The sequence below is a fragment of the Achromobacter xylosoxidans A8 genome, from assembly GCF_000165835.1.
GTDB classification, from domain to species: Bacteria; Pseudomonadota; Gammaproteobacteria; order Burkholderiales; family Burkholderiaceae_B; genus Achromobacter; species Achromobacter xylosoxidans_B.
The window spans coordinates 16443-35144 of record NC_014640.1 but is presented as its reverse complement, the minus strand read 5'-3'; the positions used below and the strand labels follow the sequence as shown (position 1 = coordinate 35144).

Sequence of the window (18702 nt, the reverse complement as noted above, 5' to 3'; positions counted from 1 at the left end):
GAAACGGAGCAGATCAGCCGGCGTTCAGCACCGTTTCGAAAGCCCGCACGGCCGCGTCGATGTCGGCGTCGCCGATGTGGCGGTGGGTCACGCAGCGCAACCGCGTGCGGCCCCAGGGGCGCACCAGCAGGCCCGCGGCCTGCAGCGCCGCGACCCACTCGGTATTGCTCATGCCGGTCCCGGCCGTCTCTACCTGCACGATGTTGGTCTGCGGTTCAGTGGCCGAGATCGTCCGCCCCAGGCGGTTGATGCCGGCGCTCAGGCGGCGCGCGCGGACGTGGTCCTCGGCCAGCCGCCCGCTCATTGCCTGCACGCCTTCCAGGCCGGCCGCGGCCATGATGCCCGACTGGCGTTGCGTTCCGCCCAACATGCGGCGCAGCACGCGCGCGCGGGCCATGACAGGCTGGCTGCCGACCAGCACCGCGCCAACCGGCGCGCTCAAGCCCTTGGACAAGCACAGGGACACCGTGTCGGCATGGCGGGCGATCTCGCCCGCCGCCACGCCCAGCGCCACGGCGGCGTTGTACAGGCGCGCGCCATCCAGGTGCACGGGCGCGCCCGCCGCACGCGCCAGACCGAGCACCGCCTGCATGTGGTCCAGCGGCAGCACCGCCCCGGCGGCATTGTTGTGCGAGGTCTCCATCGTCACCAGCGCCGTCTTCAACCTGTGGCCGCCGGACAGCAAGGCTTCCTCCAGGCGGTTCAGGTCCATGGCGCCATCAGAACCACGCACGCCCAGGTAGAACGACCCGGTGAACGTGGCGGCGCCGCGTTCGGACGTGTACATATGGGCGGCCGACTCCAGCACCACCTGTTCATTGCGCTGCGTCTGCGCCAACACCGCCAACAGGTTGGCCATGGTGCAGCTGGGCACGAACAGCCCGGCTTCCTTGCCCAATTGCGTGGCCACGTATGCCTCGAGCTCGCGCACGGTGGGGTCGCCGTCCAGGCCGTCATCGCCGATGGGCGCGGTACGCATGCGTTCGTACATGGCCGCGGTGGGATGGGTGACCGTGTCGCTGCGCAGGTCGACGGGTGCGCGGGTGGCGGCGGGGTGGGTCTGGGTCATGGCTATCAGTGCTGCAGGATTTTGGAAAGAAACTGGCGCGTGCGCGGCGCACGCTCCTCCACGTCGCCAAAGAACTGCTCCTTGTCGCAGTCTTCCACGATCTTGCCGCCGTCCATGAAAATCACACGGTCGGCGACGCGGCGGGCAAACCCCATTTCATGGGTCACCACCATCATCGTCATGCCTTCGGCGGCCAGGTCGGTCATCACGTCCAAGACCTCGTTGACCATCTCCGGATCCAACGCCGAGGTCGGTTCGTCGAACAGCATGACCACCGGGTCCATCGACAGCGCGCGCGCTATCGCCACGCGCTGCTGCTGGCCGCCCGACAGTTCGCCGGGGTGCTTGTCCTTGTGCGCCGACAGGCCCACGCGCTCCAGCAGGGCCAGCGCACGCTGGCGGGCTTCGTCCTTGCCGCGCTTGAGCACCTTGAGCTGGCCCAGGCACAAGTTCTCCGTCACCGACAGGTGCGGGAACAGTTCGAAGTGCTGGAACACCATGCCGGCCACCGCGCGCAGCTTGGGCAGGTTGGTGCGCGGATCGCCCACCGAAATGCCGTTGACCTGGATCTCGCCCTTCTGGAAGGGCTCCAGCGCATTCACGGTCTTGATCAGCGTGGACTTGCCCGAGCCAGACGGCCCGCAAACCACCACGACCTCGCCACGGCCCACGGTGGTGGAGCAATCGTCCAGTACCTGGAAGTCGCCGTACCACTTGCTGACCTGCTTGATCGCTATCATCGGGGGCTGGGAAGAGAGTTGCATTGTTGGAACCTGTGGATAACTGGAAGGGCTGCGCTAGCGCAGCACTCGCGTGCGCTTTTCCAGCAGCTTGACCAGGCGGGACGCCGTGAAGCAGATCACGAAATACACCACCGCCACGAACAGATAGAGCTCCACCAACCGGCCGTCGCGCTGGCCGATCTTGGCCGCCGCGCCGAGGAAGTCGGTCAAGGACAGCACATACACCAGCGAGGTGTCCTGGAACAGGATGATGATGCGCGTCAGCAACGCCGGCAGCATGTTGCGGAAGGCCTGCGGCAGCACCACGTAGCGCATGCCCTGCCAGTGGTTGAGGCCCAGCGCCATGCTGGCCGACACCTGCCCGCGCGCGATCGACTGTATGCCCGCGCGCATGATTTCGCAGAAGTACGCGGCCTCGAACAAGGTGAAGGTGATCACCGCCGAATTGAACGCCCCCACGCGCAGCGGCGTGGGCGACCCCACCACCCAGGCGGCAATGTACGGCACCAGGAAATAGAACCAGAAGATCACCAGCAAGAGCGGAATCGAACGCATCACGTTGACGTAGATGCCCGCTGGCACCGACAGTATCTTGAAGCGCGACAGCCGCATCATCGCCAGCAGCGTGCCCAACGCCAGGCCCATCACGCCCGCCAGCGCGGTCAGCGTCAGCGTGAATGTCATGCCCGTCTTGAACAGATAGGGCAGCGCCGCCCAGATCACATCGAAATCGAATTTGCCCATGGCGTCGTCCTAGGGCCTTTTCGCCGAACCGATCAGCCCGGGCACGGCTACGTGGCGTTCAAGCATGCGCATGCCCAGCACCACAATGCCATTGATGATCAGGTAGATCACCGTGGCAGCAGAAAACGCCTCGAAGATGTGGAAGCTGAATTCCGCCATCGAACGCGCCTGGCCGGTCAGTTCCAAAAGTCCTATCGTCAGCGCCACCGACGAATACTTGATGGTGCCCATGAACTCGGAAGTCAGGGGCGGCAGCACGATGCGGAACGCTTCCGGCAGGATGACGTAGCGGTACACCTGCGCCTCGGTCAGGCCCAGCGCGGTGCCCGCCTGGAACTGGCCGCGCGGCAGCGACTGTATGCCCGCGCGCAGCTGCTCGGCCACGCGCGCCGATCCATAGAACCCCAGGCACAGCACCGCGGGCACGAACTGGCCCCAGGGCTGCGGCATCTGCTTCATGGCCAGACCCCAGGCATGCGGCAGCAGCTCGGGCAGCACGAAATACCACAGGAACATCTGCACCAGCAGCGGGATGTTGCGGAAGACCTCCACATAGGTCGCGCCCAGCGCATTCATCAGGCGCGAACTGGCGGTGCGCATCACGCCCAGCACCGACCCCAGCAACAGCGAGAACACCCACGCCGTCAGGGCCAGCGCCAGGGTCCAGCCCACGCCGATGAAGATCGTCTGCAGAAAGGTATGCACGCCGTCCGGCGACATATCCAGGAAGACGCTCCAGCTCCAGTTGTAATTCATGCCCCGTCCCTTGATGGCGATGCCCACCGCGCCTGGCGGCCGGCATCCTTGCACGCAAGCCGCGGGACGCTAGGCGTCCCGCGCGCAGCCTGCTTACTCGTACGCCTTGGGATCGCCGGAATCGGTCGGATTGGCCAGCGCGCGCTTGAGCGCATCGCTCATCGGGTACTTCAGGTTGATCTGCTTGGGCGGGATCGGCGAATTGAAGTACTTGTCGTAGATCGCGGCGACCTTGCCCGTCTTGATCAAGTCGCGCACGGCATCGTCCACCACCTTCTTGAAGGCCGGATCATCCTTGGGCTCCATGATGCCGTAAGGCGCCATTTCCAGGCCCTTGGTGCCGATCACGAAGGCGTCCGGATTCTTCGACGAAGCCACCGCGCCATAGGCGATGCCGTCGTCATTGGCCGAGCCCGCGGCGCGGCCTGATTCCACCATCAGGATGGTTTCGGCGGTGTCCTTGGTCGGCGCCATGGTGATGCCCAGGTTGCCCTTGGCGTTCAGCTGCGAGATCAGCCGGAAGGTCTGGCCGCCGGCCTGCGCGGCGATGGACTTGCCGCGGAAGGACTCCAGGTTGTTGGGATCCACGCCGCCGTCCTTGCGCGCCACCAGCACCACCTGCGCCACGAAGGTCGTGGGCGCGAACGACACCAGCTTGTGGCGTTCGAGGTTATTGGTGGTGTTGCCGCATTCCAGGTCGATGGTGCCATTGGCCAGCAGCGGAATGCGCGTGGCCGACGTCGTCGGGTTGTAGCGCACCTCGAGCTTGGGCAGCTTCAGGGCGGCCTTCACGTACTGGGCGACTTCCTGGCAGATCTCCACCGTGTAGCCGATCGGCTTCTGGTTGCCGTCGAGATAGGCGAAGGGGACCGAGGTCTCCGGGTGGCCCAGCGTGATCACGCCGGTTTCCTTGATCTTGTCCAGGCGGCTGGGGCCTTCGGCGTGGGCGGAGGCCGCACCACCCAAGAGGGCCACGGCGGCGGAGATCGCAGCAAGTGCTTTCATCTGATTCCCTTGGCGCCGTTCGAGCGGCGCATGCTTATGTTCACGATCGACGGCGCCAGCCAGGCTGACAGCCGCCTCGTCCCGCGATGAGCCCCGCGGCTGGCGAAAAGTATCAACTAGCGGTATGGTTTTATCCAGTTCCAATCAAGTATTCCTCTATACGGATTTGACATGGCCATTCCACGGATGGGCCTGAGGCACATCGAGGCGTTCCGCGCCGTCATGATGACCGGCTCAATGACCGCCGCCGCGCGCCGCGTGCACACCTCGCAGCCGCACGTTAGCCGCTTAATTGCGCAATTGGAAGCCATTACCCAGTTCGCCTTGTTCGACCGCAACGGCAGCCGCCTGAGCCCGACGCAGGACGGCTCGCGCTTCTTCCAGGAAGTGGAGAAGACCTTCATCGGCCTGGCCGGACTGGAGTCAGCCGCGGCCAGCATCCGCTCGTTCAGCGCCAGCCGCCTGAGCGTGGCCGCCATGCCGCGGCTGGCCGGCGGCCTGTTGGCGCGCATCGTCGCCGCCTTCAAGACGGAATACCCGGACGTGATGGTGTCCATCCATTCCGGCAACGCCAGCACGGTGCACAACTGGATCAGTTCAGGGTTCTGCGACACCGGGCTGGCCATGCTGTCGGGAGACTCCCCCGGCATCCAGGTCGAACCCGTGCTGACGATGAGCTGCGTAGCGGTGGTGCCCAAAGGCCATCGCCTGGCCAAACTGAAAAAACTCAAGCCCGCGGACTTCGCCGGCGAGCCGTTCGTGGCCTTCACCAGCGGCACGCCGCTGCGCGAAAAGATCGACGCGGTGTTCAGGACGGCCAAGGTCGAACGCCAGACCGTGGCCGAGGCCGGCCTGGGCTCGTCCATCTGCGCCCTGGTCGGCGCGGGCCTGGGCGTGGCCCTCATCAACCCGCTGGCCGCGCGCGAGGAGTACGCCGCCCACAATGTCGAGATCCGCCCCTTCAGTCCCGCCGTGCCGGTGACGGTGGCGCTGCTTTACCCGCCGTACCACACGCGCACGCGGCTGGTCAGCGTGTTCTCACGCTATGCGCACCAGCTCATGCTAGAGGAGATGGGGGATCTGAAGGCGCGGACGGGGCGGTGACGCCGCGCGCTGGTTCCATCAGCGCTCTCCGGCGCCTTGCTCCAGATACCGCTCGGCCTCGCCCGACTGCTTCAACGCCTCCCACTGCGCCAGCGTCAGCTGGGGCATCTGGAAGGCCGCCTGCGGCCTGCAATACCAGCCCGGGTTGTGCAACCGCGCCAGCAGATCCATCGCCGGGCCATCCAGATACAGATGCTCCCGGTCCGCCACCACGTCGTCTCGCACGTGCATGGCCGCCACTTGCGCCACGATCAGGCTGCGGCGGTCGATGCGCATCAGCTCATGCACCCGGCACTCGAACGCCACCGGCGATTGCGCCACCCAGGGCACCTCGATGCGCCGCGATGGCGACAGCTCCAGGCCGGCTTCCCGGGACTCGTCCACGCCCGCCGGAAAATCCACCGCGGTCACATTCATCCGCCCGGCCTGCGGCGCGGACACCAGGCTGACCGTGAACTCGCCACGCTCGGCGATGTTGCGCGCGGTGTCCTTGGGCGCATCGCCGCGCACGCCGATGCCGACGCAGATCAGCGGCGGATCGCCCGACATCAGGTTGAAAAACGAGAACGGCGCCACGTTCGTCGTCCCTGCGGCGTCACGCGACACGATCCAGGCAATGGGCCGCGGCACGATCGCCGCGGTCAGCAGCTTGTAGCGCGCCGGGCCCGCCAGGTCATTCAGATCGATGAACATGGCTTATCCCCAGCCCCTCAGTCCCGGCCCTGCGACGGCGCGGCGCCTTGCGCGGCCTTCGCGTCGGCGAAGGCGCGGTCGCTGCGCTTGCAGCGGCAGCGGCCGATCTGATGCAGCTCAATCAGGTTGCCGACCGGGTCGCGCAGGAACAGCTGCATGAGTTCGGGCGCCGCCACGTTGTCCAGCTTCCAGTAGTCCACGGCCAGGCGCTGCAGTTCCGCCTCGGCCGCCGCGATATCGCGCACCGCCAGCGCCACATGGTTTTCCACAGGATCACAGCCCGGGCCTTGGGAATAGGGCGACGGCCCGTCGCTGCCCAGCAGATGGATCTGGCAGTCGTTGCCCATGTCCAGGAAGTACCCGGCGATGCCCGGAATCTCCCAACGGCCACGGTCCGTGTCCAGCCCCAGCACGTGTCCATAAAACGCGCCCATGGCCGCGACCTTGTCCAGCGGCATGCGCACGGCGTGATGATGCAGCTCCAGAACTTCCAGCGCCATTTGTCTCTCCTTGGTTTTCATCGGCCTGCGCCCACGCGCGGCCAAGGCTGGAATGTTGGTCCCGGTCCGAACGCCGGGGAATGCCGTCCCGAGCAATCGAGAAGTGCACCAGACGCAACCCTGGAACGCCCGCCGGGTTTGTCCGCCGCGCTATGCTTGGACGCATGAAACCGCTAGACCTGAATCTGCTATTGACCCTGGACGTGCTGATCCAGGAAGGCAGCGTCGTCGGCGCGGCGCGCCGGCTGAACCTGAGCACTCCCGCCATGAGCCGCAGCCTGGCACGCATCCGGGAAGCCGTCGGCGACCCCGTGCTGGTGCGTTCCGGCCGGGGCCTGGCGCCCACGCCCCGCGCGCTGGCCCTGCATGAACAGGTGCGCCACGTGATCGATCAAGCGCAGGCCGTCTTCACGGCCTTCGGCGAAGACGTCAATCTGGCGACCTTGACCCGTGTCTTCACCTTGCGCGCCAACGACGTGTTCGTGGGCGGCTACGGCGGCCGGCTGCGCGAACACTTGCGCCGCTATGCGCCGCGCGCCGTGCTGCGTTTCGTCTCCGAAGGCAATCACGACGCCGACGCGCTCAGCGGCGATGCCGATCTCTATATCGGTTCCTCGCAGAAGTTCGGCGCCGATATCAAGGTGCAGACCCTGTTCACTACCGCCTTCTGCGGTCTGGCGCGCAATGAACACCCGATCTTCAAGGCGCCCATCACCCCGCAGCGCTTTTGCGCCTACGACCACGTCAGCGTCTCACGTCGGGGACGCGCGCAAGGACCTATAGACGACACCCTGGAAGAACTCGGGTTGGCGCGCCACGTCACGCTGATCACGCCCACCTTCCACGCCGCGATCTTCGCCCTGGCCGATTCCGACCTGGTGCTGCCGTCGATGCCCCAGAACCTGATGCCCGGCGTCGAGCGCCTGGGCCTGAAGCTGCGCGCCTTCGAAGTGCCGGTGTCCATGCGCCCGGTCACGGTGGTGCAGGCCTGGCCGCCTCGGCTGGACAGCGACCCGGCACACCGCTGGCTAAGGCAGACGATCAAGCAGGTCTGCGGTACGCCTGCGGAAGCTTCCCCGACCCTGTAAAAATAGGGCTCCAGGCCTTTTCCTCTCCTGTATACTGCCCCACAATTGTTCAACAATCCTGGCGTTGGATCCAGGAGCGTTTCCAGGAGGCAGGCCATGTCGAATTACCCCGCGGCGTACCAGGTGAGCAAGGGTTCGGTATTGAATGTGGACCGGGATTTCTACCGGACGCTCATCGCCGACCCGGCGCAGCGCAAGCTGCTTGAAACGCACGTCGTTCCCATCCGCAGCGGCTTCGCCTGGAAGGTTCCGGCCGGCCACGTTTTCCGTATCGTCACGCTGGAAGGCCCGCAAGTGGCGGACTTCAATATGTGGAACCTGCACAATCCGCGCGAACGCATGTGGGCCTCCCGCACCCGCCAGCTGCAACAGGCGCATGTGAGCACCCACGACCGCATCTGGTCCACGCTGCCGTACCTGCGCCCCATGGTCACGATCACCGATGACACGCTGGCCGGCTACGGCACGGACAGCGACGGCGGACGGGTGCACGATCTACTGGGCACGCGCTGCGATCCCTACGTCAACAAGCTGCTCAGCGGCGAGGACTTCCACTTCCATTGCCATTCCAACCTGACCCGCGCCGTGGCGCCGCACGGCCTGACGGAATTCGATGTCCACGATGTTCTCAACGTGTTCCAGGTCACAGGGCTGAACGACGACGACAAGTACTTCATGAAGGCATGTCCAGCCAAGCCGGGCGACTATCTGGAGTTCTTCGCCGAAATGGACCTGCTCTGCGCCTTGTCCACCTGCCCCGGCGGCGACCTGTCCGTGCCGATGTGGGGCCCCGATGCGCGCGATCCCATCGACGTGTGCCGCCCCCTGGGCGTGGAGGTCTATGCGCTGGATCCGGCCCTGCTGCAAGGCTGGACACCGCCCGAGGTTTCACCGTATAAGGGCGTCCACGGACTGCACCCTGAAAAGGTCGAGTGGAAATAACAACAACAGGCGCCCGGCCACGCCGCGGCGCCTTGCCAGGAGCCCATGCCATCATGCCCGCCGAACGCGACAGCGGAATCTCGATCGCCGAACGCATCAGCCATCAGCTGCGCGACGACATCATGGAAGGCAAGCTGCCCCCCGGCACGCAACTGGTCGAAGTCGATCTGGCCGCTGACTATGGCGCATCGCGCAACACGATTCGCGAAGTCCTGCATCAGCTGGGCCGTGAAGGGCTGGCCACGTTCATCCGCCACAAGGGAGTCGTGGTCCGCCGCATGGAACGCAAGGATCTGCGCGAGATCTACGCGGCGCGCCGTGCCCTGGAGCTGCAGGCCATCGCCGGCAGCCTGCCGTTGCAGCCCGCCTTGCTGGACAAGATGCTCGCGGCCATCGACGCGGCGGAGCGCGCGCTGTCCAAGAAGAAATGGCGCAATGTCGGCACGCTGAGCCTGCAAGTGCACCAGCATATCGTCGCGCAGCTGGGCAGCCGCCTGCTGGACGAGTTCTTTCTTACGCTCTGTGCGCAGCTGCGCCTGGTGTTCGCGTCCGAGGTCGACGAAAGCCTGATCCAGACACCCGATTGGATCGAGCGCGAGCGCCGCATCCACGGCCTGCTGGTGCAGGGCCGGCGCGACCTGGCCGCACAAGCCCTCACAGACTATCTCGACGATTCCGAACGCACGCTGATGGCCGTGCTGACCCGCCTTAAGCAGCAGGCCAAATAGGGCTGCTGGGCGCGCCGTCTATGCGCGCGCCTGCGCTTCAGGTTCGGCATAGCTGCCGTCCGCACGGTGTGTCTCCTGCCCGCTCAAAGGCGGATTGAAGACGCAGACCAGGCGCAGGTCTCCCTTCACGGCCCGCAGTACATGCTGGTCGTTCTTGTCCAGCGCGTAGAGGGTGCCGGGCCGTATGGCGTGCGTCGCGCCCGTGGCGACGTCCAACACCTCGCCTTCGCCTTCCATGCAGTAGTTCGCCTCGTAGTGATGCTTGTAATGCAGGTGCAGCTCGGCGCCTTCGAAAACTCGGGTTTCGTGCACCGAATACCCGATGCCGTCACGCTTGATGATGATGCGCTTGCTCTCCCAGCCCGGTCCCCGGGCGTGGCGTTCAGTGTCGGTCAGGTCGTCGCTGTGGATAACTATCATGGATGAGATCCGCGAATGGGTGGAAAAAATCAATGCTGGCGGCGCGAGGCCGATCCGAGCGCATCTTCGATCTGCGCGGCGGCCAGCAGCAAGGCTCGGTCACCGCCGCGCAAGCCGGTCGCCATCAGCCCCACCGCTTGTTTCGCGGCCCGATGGCCCGGTATGGAAATGCTGGGCAGGTCCAGGCGATTGGCGAATTCCGTCAGGCTGAATGCCCGGCCGTTCTCGCGCAGATAGCTGTCGTCGTCGTCCAGCTGCGCGACCGGCGGAGGCAGCATGGGCACTGTCGGCGTCAGTACCGCATCCGCGCCCGCGATGGCGCGGTCGTACTCCCGCCGCAAGTCGGCCAGCCGGCGTTGTGCCGCGATATAGGCATGCGCCGGCACCTGCGCTCCCAATAGCATGCGCGGCCCCACGCGGGGATCGTAGCGGGCTGCGTCCGCCGCCAAGCAGGACGCATGCAGGGCATACGCGTCAGCCGCGATGATGCCGCCGTCACGCGCTACCTTGCCGGCCAGCGCCAGGCAAGGCATGGATTCGCGGCGCAGCGCGGCGCCCGCATCCATCAGGCATTCCAGCCATGCGGCGAAGGCGCGCCTGACTTCGGGTTCCAACAGATCCTCCACGTGGTCCGGCACCACGAACACCTTGCTCGCCAGCGGCGTCGCGCCTTGAACGCCCGGCGCCGGCATGGCCGCATCCCAGGGCGCCAGCACCTTATCCACAAGCAGGCACTGCGCGGCGTCCGCGGCGATGATGCCGGGCACATCGAAGGTGGGCGACAGATACATCATGCCCGCGTCCTCATAGCGGCCGCGAGACGGCTTGAATCCGGCGACGCCGCAGAACGCGGCCGGAATCCTGGCCGATCCGCTCGTATCCGAGGCCAGAGCCAGGCTCACCATGCCCTGTGCCACCGCCACCGCGCCGCCGCTGCTGGAGCCGCCCGCGACACGAGGCACGTCGGCCATCAGCGGCGATAGCGGCGTGCCGAAGCGTGCATTCAGCCCCAGCGCGCCGTAGGCAAACTCGGTCATATTGTTCTGCGCCAGCAGCACTGCGCCGGCGCGCCGCAGCGCTTGGACCAACGCAGCGTCCCGCCTGGCGGCGGGCGCGTCGGCCAGCACCTGCGAACCCGCGTGCGTCGTCCAGCCGCGCACGTCGAAGCAAGCCTTCACGCCCAATACCATGCCGGCCAGCGGCTCGTCATCCGGCGCTATTGCGCGCAAGGCATCCCGCGCCCGTGCCTCGGCCAGCGCGTCCTCGTCGCGGCGCGCCACCAGAGCGAGAGCCGCGCTAACAGGGTCCGCCGACGCCCGCTCCAGGCAGGTCGACACCGCGCGCAGGGATATGTCGCAACGCTCAGGAGACATGGACATGGCTCAGGAAATCCTTGACGCGCGGGTCCTCGCTGGCCAGCACATCGGCCGGCGGCGCATCCAGCAGGACGCGGCCGGTCTCCATGAACACCACGCGATCAGACACCTTGAATGCGAACCCCATCTCGTGTGTCACGATCAACATCGTCATGCCTTCGCGCGCCAGCGTTTCCACGACTTTGAGCACTTCGGCCACCAGTTCCGGATCCAGCGCCGACGTCGGCTCGTCGAACAGCATGATGGAAGGGCGCATGGCCAGCGCGCGGGCGATCGCCACGCGTTGCTGCTGACCGCCGGACAGTTGATGCGGATACTTGTGCGCGTGATCCAGCATGCCCACTTTGTTGAGCAGGACCAGGGCTTCGCGGCGCAATACGCCGGCGCTGCCGCGACCGTGGTACTCCGGGGCCAGCATCACGTTTTGCAGCACGGTCTTGTGCGGAAACAGGTTGAAGCTCTGGAACACCATGCCGATATCAAGGATGCGGTCGCCAGGTCCCGCCTGCGCGCCGGTCCCCGGCGATCCCAGGAAGGGTTTGCCATGCAACAGCACCTCGCCGCCGTCCAGCGTCTCCAGGCCGTTCAACGTGCGTATCAATGAGGTCTTGCCCGAACCGGACGGACCGATGATGCTGATGACTTCCCCGGCCTTGACCGTCAGGTCTATGCCCTTGAGCACTTCATGGTCGCCGAAGCGCTTGCGGGCCTGCCGCACTTCCAGCGCGGGCGCGTCGCCGGCGGCGGTCAGCGCCGGTCCGGACTGTCCTTCCTGGATCTCGCGCCGCGCCGATTCGTCCAGGGCCAGGGGCTTGGGCGCGCGCCGCAGGATGTTCATATGCGACTCCAGCCAGCCCAGCAGCTTGTCGAACAGTGTGACGATCAGCACGTAGTACAGCGCTACCGCCAACATGGTCTCGAACACCAGGAAGTTCTGCGTGTACAGGCGTTGTCCGACCAGCAGGATCTCGGCCAGCGAGATCACCGACACCAGCGAGGTCAGCTTGGCGATCGTGATGAACTCGTTGCTCAGGGCGGGCAGCGCGATCCGCAATGCCTGCGGAATCACGATCATGCGTTGGATGCCGGCATAGCGTATGCCCAGCGCCCGTCCGGCCTCGATCTGACCGCGCGGCACGCCCAGGATGCCGCCGCGATGGATCTCGGCGATAAAGGCCGTTTCGCTTACGACCAGGGCGGTCAGGCCGGCGTAGAACGGGTCCGACAACAGCGCGCCCGCCGCGGGGAACACCTGCGGCAGGTTGTAGATGAACACCAGCAGCACCAACAGAGGCAAGCTGCGGAAGAACCAGATGTACAGACCCGCCAGGCGGCTGACGAAGGGGTTCTTCGCCTGCTTGCCCAGCGCCAGCAGGAAACCCGCCGCCACGCCTATCACCCACGTTGCCGTGCTTAGCTTCACCACCACCCAACACGCTTTCCAGAAGTCGGTGTCCCAAAGCAGGCTGACGGCGTAATCCCAATCGAAATGCATGGTTGCGGCTTCCCTCGCGGCCTTATCGCGCCGGGCCTGCCAGAGCGGCCTGGACTTCGGCGGCGGACGGCTCCTCCAACCCGTAGCGGGCCAGCAGCGCCTGGTACTCGCCGCTATCGCGGGCCCGCTGCAGCGCACCGTTCAGCGCGCTCTGCAGTTCTTTCGATTCCTTGTTGATCCCCAGCCCGATCACGATCGGATAGAGCAGAGAGGTGGAGGTCACTTTCAAGCTGTCCTTGGACTGCGCCAGCATGCCGTGCACCACCGCCGCATCCTCGATCATCGCGTCCGCCGCCTGCGAGCGCAGCGCCATCATCGCCTCGGGAGAGGTCGGAAACTCCAGCACCTTGATCTCGCCCTGGCCCTTGGGCTGGCAAGTCTCGCGCGAGACCTTCTGCAGCTTGGGCGTCCATGATGCCCCCTTGATCGACGCCACCCGCTTGCCGCACAGCGCCTCCGGCCCCGTGGGTGCGTACTGGCTGGAAGCCAGCACCAGCAGCGAAGCACCCGTCTTCAGGTACGGGATGAAATCGATCAGCTTGGTGCGCTCGGGCGTGACATAAAGGGCCGACGCGACGGTATCGAAGCGGCGCGCCCGCATGCCCAGGATCAGGTCGGGAAAGCGCGTGTCGACGAACACCGGCGCGAGCGACAGCTTGGAGGCCAGCAGCCGGGAAAAATCCGCGTCGAATCCGGCGGGCTTGCCACCATCCATGTAGGCATAGGGCGGGTAGGTGAGGTCGGACCCGACCGTGAGGCTGTCCGCCTTGATGGTGGCGGCGCCAAACGCCATGGGAGCTGCCGTGCACAACATGAACGCGCCCAGTGCGTGAGCGACGCCGAGACGCGACGCCACCAGAATCTGAGTGAACATGCTTTCCCCTATGGAACGCCCTGAAAGCCGCGGCCAGATTGGGTCTGCCCTATACCCCGAGGTATTTTCGCGCCAGGATTGTTGAACAATTTTTGCGATTTTCCGGCAACGAGGAGATAGCGGATATGGGTATTTTCCCTAGCGCTTTCGCCGGATGCGGTGAACTTCGCGCTGTCAGCCATCGGGTTCGGATCTGGCCATATGCACGGCCTGCGGACCGCCATGCCATCCAAAGAGAGGACAGACGCCACCAGGCCGTTCACCTATAGTTCTTCGCACTCCACCGCCAAGAAAGGCTGCATCTGCTATCCGGACACCCTGCGCCGGACTACATCCGGAGAGCTTGCCCATGCACCATCCTGAACCTGCATATGTCTGCAGGAAAGCGGATCCGAGGGTCTGGCGCCGGCCGCGCTGGCTCCTGATCCTGATTGGCATGCTGGCGGCCGCCAGCGCTTTCGGACAGGATGTCATCTGGATCGGCCAGCCCTCAGCCCGCGACTATTTGGCCCTGAATGTCCAGCGTGCCGTCGAAGGCTACGCCGAACTGCGCCAGCAGATGGCGCAGTTCGAGGCGCGGGTCGGGGAAGCGCGGCGCGCATACTTCGCCGCCGCTCCCGCGGATCGCGCCGCGGCCGGCGACAAGTTCGGCGAGTTGCTGTTCCAGAAGGACCTGATGATTGCGTGGCCGCGCATCAGTGCCGGCGGGGACCAGGCCCAGCGCTTGGCCAGTCTCATGGCGCTCGGAAACAATGGCCGCCCGCTCGACGGCGGCATTCCGCCCAGCGCCAGACAGGCCTTCAACAGCTGGACTTCCGCCGTGGGCTTCAGCGTCGGGGCCGGGCTAGGAATGACCCCGGATCCGATCAAGGCCGCTGCCGCCCTGGCCAGCAGCGGCAGCCTGAAAGAGTACGAAACCTACCGGCGCCTGCGGGATCAGGCTGAGTACGACGACTGGGAAGCTCAGCGCAGCGGCGCGGCCCGCAAACTGATCGAGCCCGGCAGCGTGATACCCGCGCGCCTGTTTTTTGGCGAAACGCCGATGATGCGGGGATTCGATCATCGGGTGGGCAAGCCTGAAAATCATATCCTGCGCTGCATGTACGCGGGCCGCAAGGAAGAGACTTCACTTTTCTATTTCTGGCAGGGCCGGCCGCCGCAGGACATTGCCATCCTGCTTGCGATGAATCCCGGCGGCCTTGCCCGGCTGAAAGACCATGCGGTCGATCAGTGTCCCCCGGACGACAAGCAGGCGCGCGCCATCGAGGCCTCGCCAATCAAGGCGGTCATCACGCCCGAAATGGCTCGCGACGCCCGCGCACAAAGAAATTCGATTCCCCTGGATCCCATCGAAGCGCAGGCGATTCAAGACAGAAACGCCGCGGCACGCCAGAAATTGGATGCACGCAAGGCCCGCGAGGACGAGCGCAACGCGAAGCTTCAAGCCTGCCGCGAGGCGCTGCAGACGGAAGTGCTGGCCGCGCGCCAGGACCGCGACCGGGTCGCGACCGACGCGGCCCGCGCCAAGTACCGGGATTGTTCGCGCAACGCCGGCAAGTAGCCCTATGGCTGCGGCATGCCCCCGGTGTGCCAGTTACGCAGACCTTGGTCCGCCCGACAAGATAGGCTATGTTGCCTGCCCCCAGGACGTCGCCCCGCCAAACTTGGTCTCCCTGAGATCCAACCACGCCACCAGCAGCAACCCGCCCGCCAACCCCAAGTGCTCGAAGAACGAGTTGGCCGCCATGAAGCGTTCCTGTCCCAGCGGCATCTCCCAGAAGCGCAACGCGATCCCGGTCGCCACCAGCGTGAAGGCTGCCAGCGCCAGCGCGCCCAGCCATCGCAGCCGGCCCGTCAGGATCATGAGGGAAGCGACCAGTTCCAGCGCAATCACCAGCGCCGCGAACAAGGGCTCGGGCGACAGCCCGAAATGCGCCATCTCGCGCACCGCACCGGGAAAGTCGAACAGCTTCACCAGCCCGCCCTGCAGGTAGGCGGCACACAGGCCCAGATAGGCCAGGAACCGGACCATCGACGCACCGAACAGCGGGCGGGCCATATCGGCCAGCCGCCGTTCCCATTGAAAGAGCGTACTCATGGCGGGTCCCCTCAAACGGCCCAGCAAGAGCAGCCCAACGCGCCGAAGAAGCCCTGCAGGTCCGAACTGGGCGCATTCGATGCCCACGCGCGGGCATGGTCATGCCCATGCAGGCCGCAAGAGCTGGCGCACGCGCAGGCCGCCATGTTGCGATAGCCCAGCGAGTTGCGGCCGGCGCCCTGCGGATCGCCCCAGGCGCCGTAGCCGCCGAACAGCCGGGTAGGCGACCAGTCGGGCATGGCGGGCGGCAGCGGATTGTCGTCCAGCGGACCGAATTCGCCCGCGCCGTAGACCACGCGGCCGCCCACCACGGTCAGGTCCGAGGTCAGGAAGGAGATCTCGTCCTCCGTGCAGCTGAAATAGTCCTTGTCCGGCACGATGAAGTCGGCCAGCTGGCCGGGCTCGATGCGGCCGCGCTTGCCTTCCTCGTTGGAGAACCAGGCCACGTTCTCGGTCCACATGCGCAACGCGGTCTCGCGGTCCAGGCAGTTGCGCGCAGGGTAGAGGCGGGTGCCGCCCACGGTCTTGCCCGTGACCATCCAGGACAAGGACACCCAGGGGTTGTAGGACGCGACGCGGGTGGCATCTGTGCCGGCCGAGACCTTCACGCCGCGCTGCAGGATCTTGGCGACGGGCGGCGTGGCTTCGGCGGCCTTCGCGCCGTAGCGTTCGATGAAGTACTCGCCCTGGTAGGCCATGCGGTGCTGCACGGCGATGCCCCCGCCCAGCGCGGCGATACGGTCGATCGATTTGTCGGAGATGGTTTCGGCGTGGTCGAAGAACCAGTTCAGCCCGGTCAGCGGCGTGTCGCGATGCACTTTCTCGAACACGTCCAGGGCGCGCGAGATGGTCTCGTCGTAGGTGGCGTGCAAGCGCCAGGGCCACTGGTTCTGCACCAGCACGCGCACGACCTCTTCCAGCTCGCCTTCCATCTCCGGCGGCATGTCCGGACGCTCGACGCGGAAGTCCTCGAAGTCGGCCGCCGAGAACACCAGCATTTCGCCCGCGCCGTTGTGGCGGAAGTAGTCCGTGCCTTGCTTGTACTTCACGCTGGAGGTCCAGTTGAGGAAGTCTTCCTTTTCCTGCTTGGGTTTTTGCGTGAAGAGGTTGTAGGCCAGCCGCACCGTCATCTGGTTTTCATCGGCCAGTTTCTGGATGACGGCGTAGTCGTCCGGATAATTCTGGAAGCCGCCGCCTGCATCGATCACGCCTGTCACGCCCAAGCGGTTCAGTTCACGCATGAAGTGGCGCGTGGAATTGACCTGATAGTCGAAGGGCAGCTTGGGCCCCTTGGCCAGCGTGGCATACAGGATGGTCGCATTGGGCTTGGCCAGCAGCAGCCCCGTGGGGTTGCCCTGGGCATCGCGCATGATCTCGCCGCCAGGCGGGTTGGGCGTGGTCTTGGTGTAGCCCACCGCACGCAGCGCAGCGCCGTTGAGCAATGCGCGGTCATACAGGTGCAGGATGAACACCGGCGTATCGGGCGCGATGGCGTTGATCTCGTCGATCGTGGGCAATCGCTTCTCGGCGAACTGGTGCTCGGTAAAGCCGCCCACCACCCGCACCCATTGCGGCGCGGGCGTGATGGCGACCTGGCGTTTCAGCATGGCCATGGCGTCGGCCAGCGTACGCACGCCGTCCCAGCGCAGCTCCATGTTGTAGTTGAGGCCGCCACGCACCACGTGGGTATGGTTGTCGTACAGACCAGGCAAGGCTGCGCGGCGCTTCAGATCGACGACGCGGGTGCCTGCCCCCGCCAGCGGCATGATTTCGGCATCGGTCCCGACGGCCACGAACCGGCCGTTCTTGATCGCGACGGCGCTGGCCTGCGGTTTGCTGCGATCCAGCGTGGTGATGCGGCCATTGTGAAAAATGACATCCGGCGTAGCGTTGGACATATTGGGTTCTCCTTTCGAACTGGCGATGGCGTGGCGTCCCAACATCCCGTTGAGCGCCAGGGCGGAAGCAACACCGATGAGATCGCGGCGTGTAGGCATGCAATATCTCCTTTGATGCGGGAATCGGCTCAGCCGTGTTCCTTGTCCTGAGCCTGATGGCGGCCGGGCAATTGGCCGAGCACGTGGCTGACGGCCTTTTCCTTGTCGCAGGCCGCGACGAAGGCGGTTCCACTGAGCAGTTGCCGGCCCACTGGAACGATCTGCTCGCCAACCAATATGCCGAGCAAGCCGATCAGGGCTACAAGGGGCGGGGCGGGCGAGCGGACCTGCAGCAGGCTGTAAACCACGCCGACCAGCAGCCCGGCGCCCAGGGAAAGCAGATAGATCTTCATGTGCGTCCTCATTGTGTCGATGGATAGGAAAAGGATGCCGCTCAGGCGTGCGTGTCGGCCAGGAGGATTTCCGCGTCGTCCAGGGCCGTCAGGCGCAGCTCCGTTTCGTCGCGGATGGCGGCGCCGTCGCCCAGCCCGATCTCCACGCCGTTGACCTTCAATCTGCCCTTGGAGGCAACCAGGTAGCCGCGCCGCGCGCCGCGCGCAAAGCGATAGGTGGCGTCCTCGCCCGCCTTCAGCGCCAGCGCAAGCACCCGCGCATCGCTGCGGATGGGCAGCGCGTCTTCGTCGCCGTCCATGCCGCTGGCCAGCGTGATGAACCGGCCCTTGCAGGCTTCGCGCGTAAAGGACTTCCTGCCCCAACTCGGCGGCGCGCCGCGGCGATCCGGCTCGATCCAGATCTCGAACACCTGCGCGGGTCCGCCTTCCATGTTGAATTCGGCGTGCGTCATTCCGCTGCCCGCGCTCATGACCTGCACCTCGCCGACGCCCGTGCGTCCGCGGTTGCCCAGATCATCTTCATGAGTGAGCGCGCCTTGCCGCACGCAGGTGATGATTTCCACGTCCGCATGCAGCAAAGGCGGAAAGCCCGAGCCCGGCGCGATGGTTTCGTCGTTCCAGGCGCGCAGCGCACCCCAGTTCATGCGCTCCGGATCCTGGTAAGCGGCGAAAGAAAAATGGTGCTTCACGTCAAGCCAGCCGCGACGGGCATGCCCCAGGCTTGCAAGAGGACGGCGCTCAACCATGGCGCGCCTCCGCGTTCCGGTTGCCGGCCTG

At 65.8% G+C, this 18702-nt stretch carries 20 protein-coding genes; 5 read left to right on the top strand and 15 right to left on the bottom strand.

Annotated elements, in window-relative coordinates:
- Positions 1-13: 13 nt before the first annotated feature.
- From AXYL_RS00180 to AXYL_RS00160, 5 genes are all read right to left on the bottom strand, one after another.
- A complete protein-coding gene (locus AXYL_RS00180) occupies positions 14-1069 on the bottom strand; it encodes a threonine aldolase family protein (protein ID WP_013390799.1) in 1056 nt (351 codons plus the stop codon).
- A 5-nt stretch (positions 1070-1074) separates the two neighbouring features.
- Positions 1075-1809, bottom strand: a complete 735-nt coding sequence (locus AXYL_RS00175) for an amino acid ABC transporter ATP-binding protein (RefSeq protein ID WP_041652034.1) — start codon at positions 1807-1809, stop codon at positions 1075-1077.
- 57 nt (positions 1810-1866) lie between these two features.
- On the bottom strand, positions 1867-2556 hold the full coding sequence (locus AXYL_RS00170; RefSeq protein ID WP_013390797.1) for an amino acid ABC transporter permease: 690 nt from the start codon (positions 2554-2556) through the stop codon (positions 1867-1869).
- 9 nt (positions 2557-2565) lie between these two features.
- Entirely contained in the window at positions 2566-3312 is a 747-nt protein-coding gene (locus AXYL_RS00165; protein ID WP_041654658.1) for an amino acid ABC transporter permease, read from the bottom strand.
- 93 nt (positions 3313-3405) lie between these two features.
- A complete protein-coding gene (locus AXYL_RS00160) occupies positions 3406-4317 on the bottom strand; it encodes an amino acid ABC transporter substrate-binding protein (protein ID WP_013390795.1) in 912 nt (303 codons plus the stop codon).
- Between the two features lie 171 nt (positions 4318-4488).
- On the opposite strand from AXYL_RS00160, the gene AXYL_RS00155 reads away from it, so the two are divergent.
- The gene (locus AXYL_RS00155) at positions 4489-5421 is read left to right on the top strand and encodes a LysR substrate-binding domain-containing protein (protein WP_013390794.1); all 933 of its coding nucleotides are present in this window, start codon (positions 4489-4491) and stop codon (positions 5419-5421) included.
- 18 nt (positions 5422-5439) lie between these two features.
- Here the strand turns inward: AXYL_RS00155 and AXYL_RS00150 are convergent, their stop codons facing one another.
- Positions 5440-6114, bottom strand: a complete 675-nt coding sequence (locus tag AXYL_RS00150; RefSeq protein WP_013390793.1) for a flavin reductase family protein — start codon at positions 6112-6114, stop codon at positions 5440-5442.
- A gap of 17 nt (positions 6115-6131) precedes the next feature.
- On the bottom strand, positions 6132-6614 hold the full coding sequence (locus AXYL_RS00145) for a VOC family protein (protein ID WP_013390792.1): 483 nt from the start codon (positions 6612-6614) through the stop codon (positions 6132-6134).
- A gap of 164 nt (positions 6615-6778) precedes the next feature.
- On the opposite strand from AXYL_RS00145, the gene AXYL_RS00140 reads away from it, so the two are divergent.
- The 3 genes from AXYL_RS00140 to AXYL_RS00130 all read left to right on the top strand — a co-directional run bounded on the left by AXYL_RS00140 (position 6779) and on the right by AXYL_RS00130 (position 9372).
- On the top strand, positions 6779-7702 hold the full coding sequence (locus AXYL_RS00140) for a LysR family transcriptional regulator (protein ID WP_013390791.1): 924 nt from the start codon (positions 6779-6781) through the stop codon (positions 7700-7702).
- Positions 7703-7798: 96 nt separating this feature from the next.
- Entirely contained in the window at positions 7799-8644 is an 846-nt protein-coding gene (locus AXYL_RS00135) for an urea carboxylase-associated family protein (RefSeq protein ID WP_013390790.1), read from the top strand.
- Between the two features lie 53 nt (positions 8645-8697).
- Positions 8698-9372 carry a GntR family transcriptional regulator gene (locus AXYL_RS00130; protein WP_013390789.1) on the top strand — a complete coding sequence of 225 codons (675 nt, stop codon included), beginning with the start codon at positions 8698-8700 and terminating at the stop codon, positions 9370-9372.
- Positions 9373-9390: 18 nt separating this feature from the next.
- Here AXYL_RS00130 and AXYL_RS00125 read toward each other — a convergent pair whose 3' ends face one another.
- The 4 genes from AXYL_RS00125 to AXYL_RS00110 are packed head-to-tail and all read right to left on the bottom strand — an operon-like array spanning position 9391 to position 13537.
- A complete protein-coding gene (locus tag AXYL_RS00125) occupies positions 9391-9792 on the bottom strand; it encodes an ectoine synthase (RefSeq protein WP_013390788.1) in 402 nt (133 codons plus the stop codon).
- Positions 9793-9821: 29 nt separating this feature from the next.
- On the bottom strand, positions 9822-11171 hold the full coding sequence (locus AXYL_RS00120) for an amidase (RefSeq protein ID WP_013390787.1): 1350 nt from the start codon (positions 11169-11171) through the stop codon (positions 9822-9824).
- Positions 11155-12663 (bottom strand): amino acid ABC transporter permease/ATP-binding protein, encoded by a 1509-nt coding sequence (locus tag AXYL_RS35395; RefSeq protein WP_013390786.1) that lies wholly within the window; start codon positions 12661-12663, stop codon positions 11155-11157. The genes AXYL_RS00120 and AXYL_RS35395 overlap by 17 nt, the downstream gene beginning before the upstream one ends.
- Before the next feature lie 22 nt (positions 12664-12685).
- Positions 12686-13537 (bottom strand): transporter substrate-binding domain-containing protein, encoded by an 852-nt coding sequence (locus tag AXYL_RS00110; RefSeq protein ID WP_013390785.1) that lies wholly within the window; start codon positions 13535-13537, stop codon positions 12686-12688.
- 436 nt (positions 13538-13973) lie between these two features.
- Between AXYL_RS00110 and AXYL_RS00105 the strand changes: the two genes are divergently transcribed.
- On the top strand, positions 13974-15098 hold the full coding sequence (locus AXYL_RS00105) for a hypothetical protein (RefSeq protein ID WP_148260572.1): 1125 nt from the start codon (positions 13974-13976) through the stop codon (positions 15096-15098).
- A 66-nt stretch (positions 15099-15164) separates the two neighbouring features.
- On the opposite strand, the gene AXYL_RS00100 is transcribed toward AXYL_RS00105, so the two are convergent.
- The 4 genes from AXYL_RS00100 to AXYL_RS00085 all read right to left on the bottom strand — a co-directional run bounded on the left by AXYL_RS00100 (position 15165) and on the right by AXYL_RS00085 (position 18671).
- Positions 15165-15635, bottom strand: a complete 471-nt coding sequence (locus tag AXYL_RS00100; RefSeq protein ID WP_013390783.1) for a DoxX family protein — start codon at positions 15633-15635, stop codon at positions 15165-15167.
- A gap of 11 nt (positions 15636-15646) precedes the next feature.
- Positions 15647-17533, bottom strand: coding sequence for an amidohydrolase (locus AXYL_RS00095; RefSeq protein WP_041652031.1), 1887 nt, complete (start codon positions 17531-17533; stop codon positions 15647-15649).
- Positions 17534-17661: 128 nt separating this feature from the next.
- Positions 17662-17925, bottom strand: a complete 264-nt coding sequence (locus AXYL_RS00090; protein WP_013390781.1) for a XapX domain-containing protein — start codon at positions 17923-17925, stop codon at positions 17662-17664.
- A 41-nt stretch (positions 17926-17966) separates the two neighbouring features.
- On the bottom strand, positions 17967-18671 hold the full coding sequence (locus tag AXYL_RS00085) for a pirin family protein (RefSeq protein ID WP_013390780.1): 705 nt from the start codon (positions 18669-18671) through the stop codon (positions 17967-17969).
- Between the last annotated feature and the right edge of the window lie 31 nt (positions 18672-18702).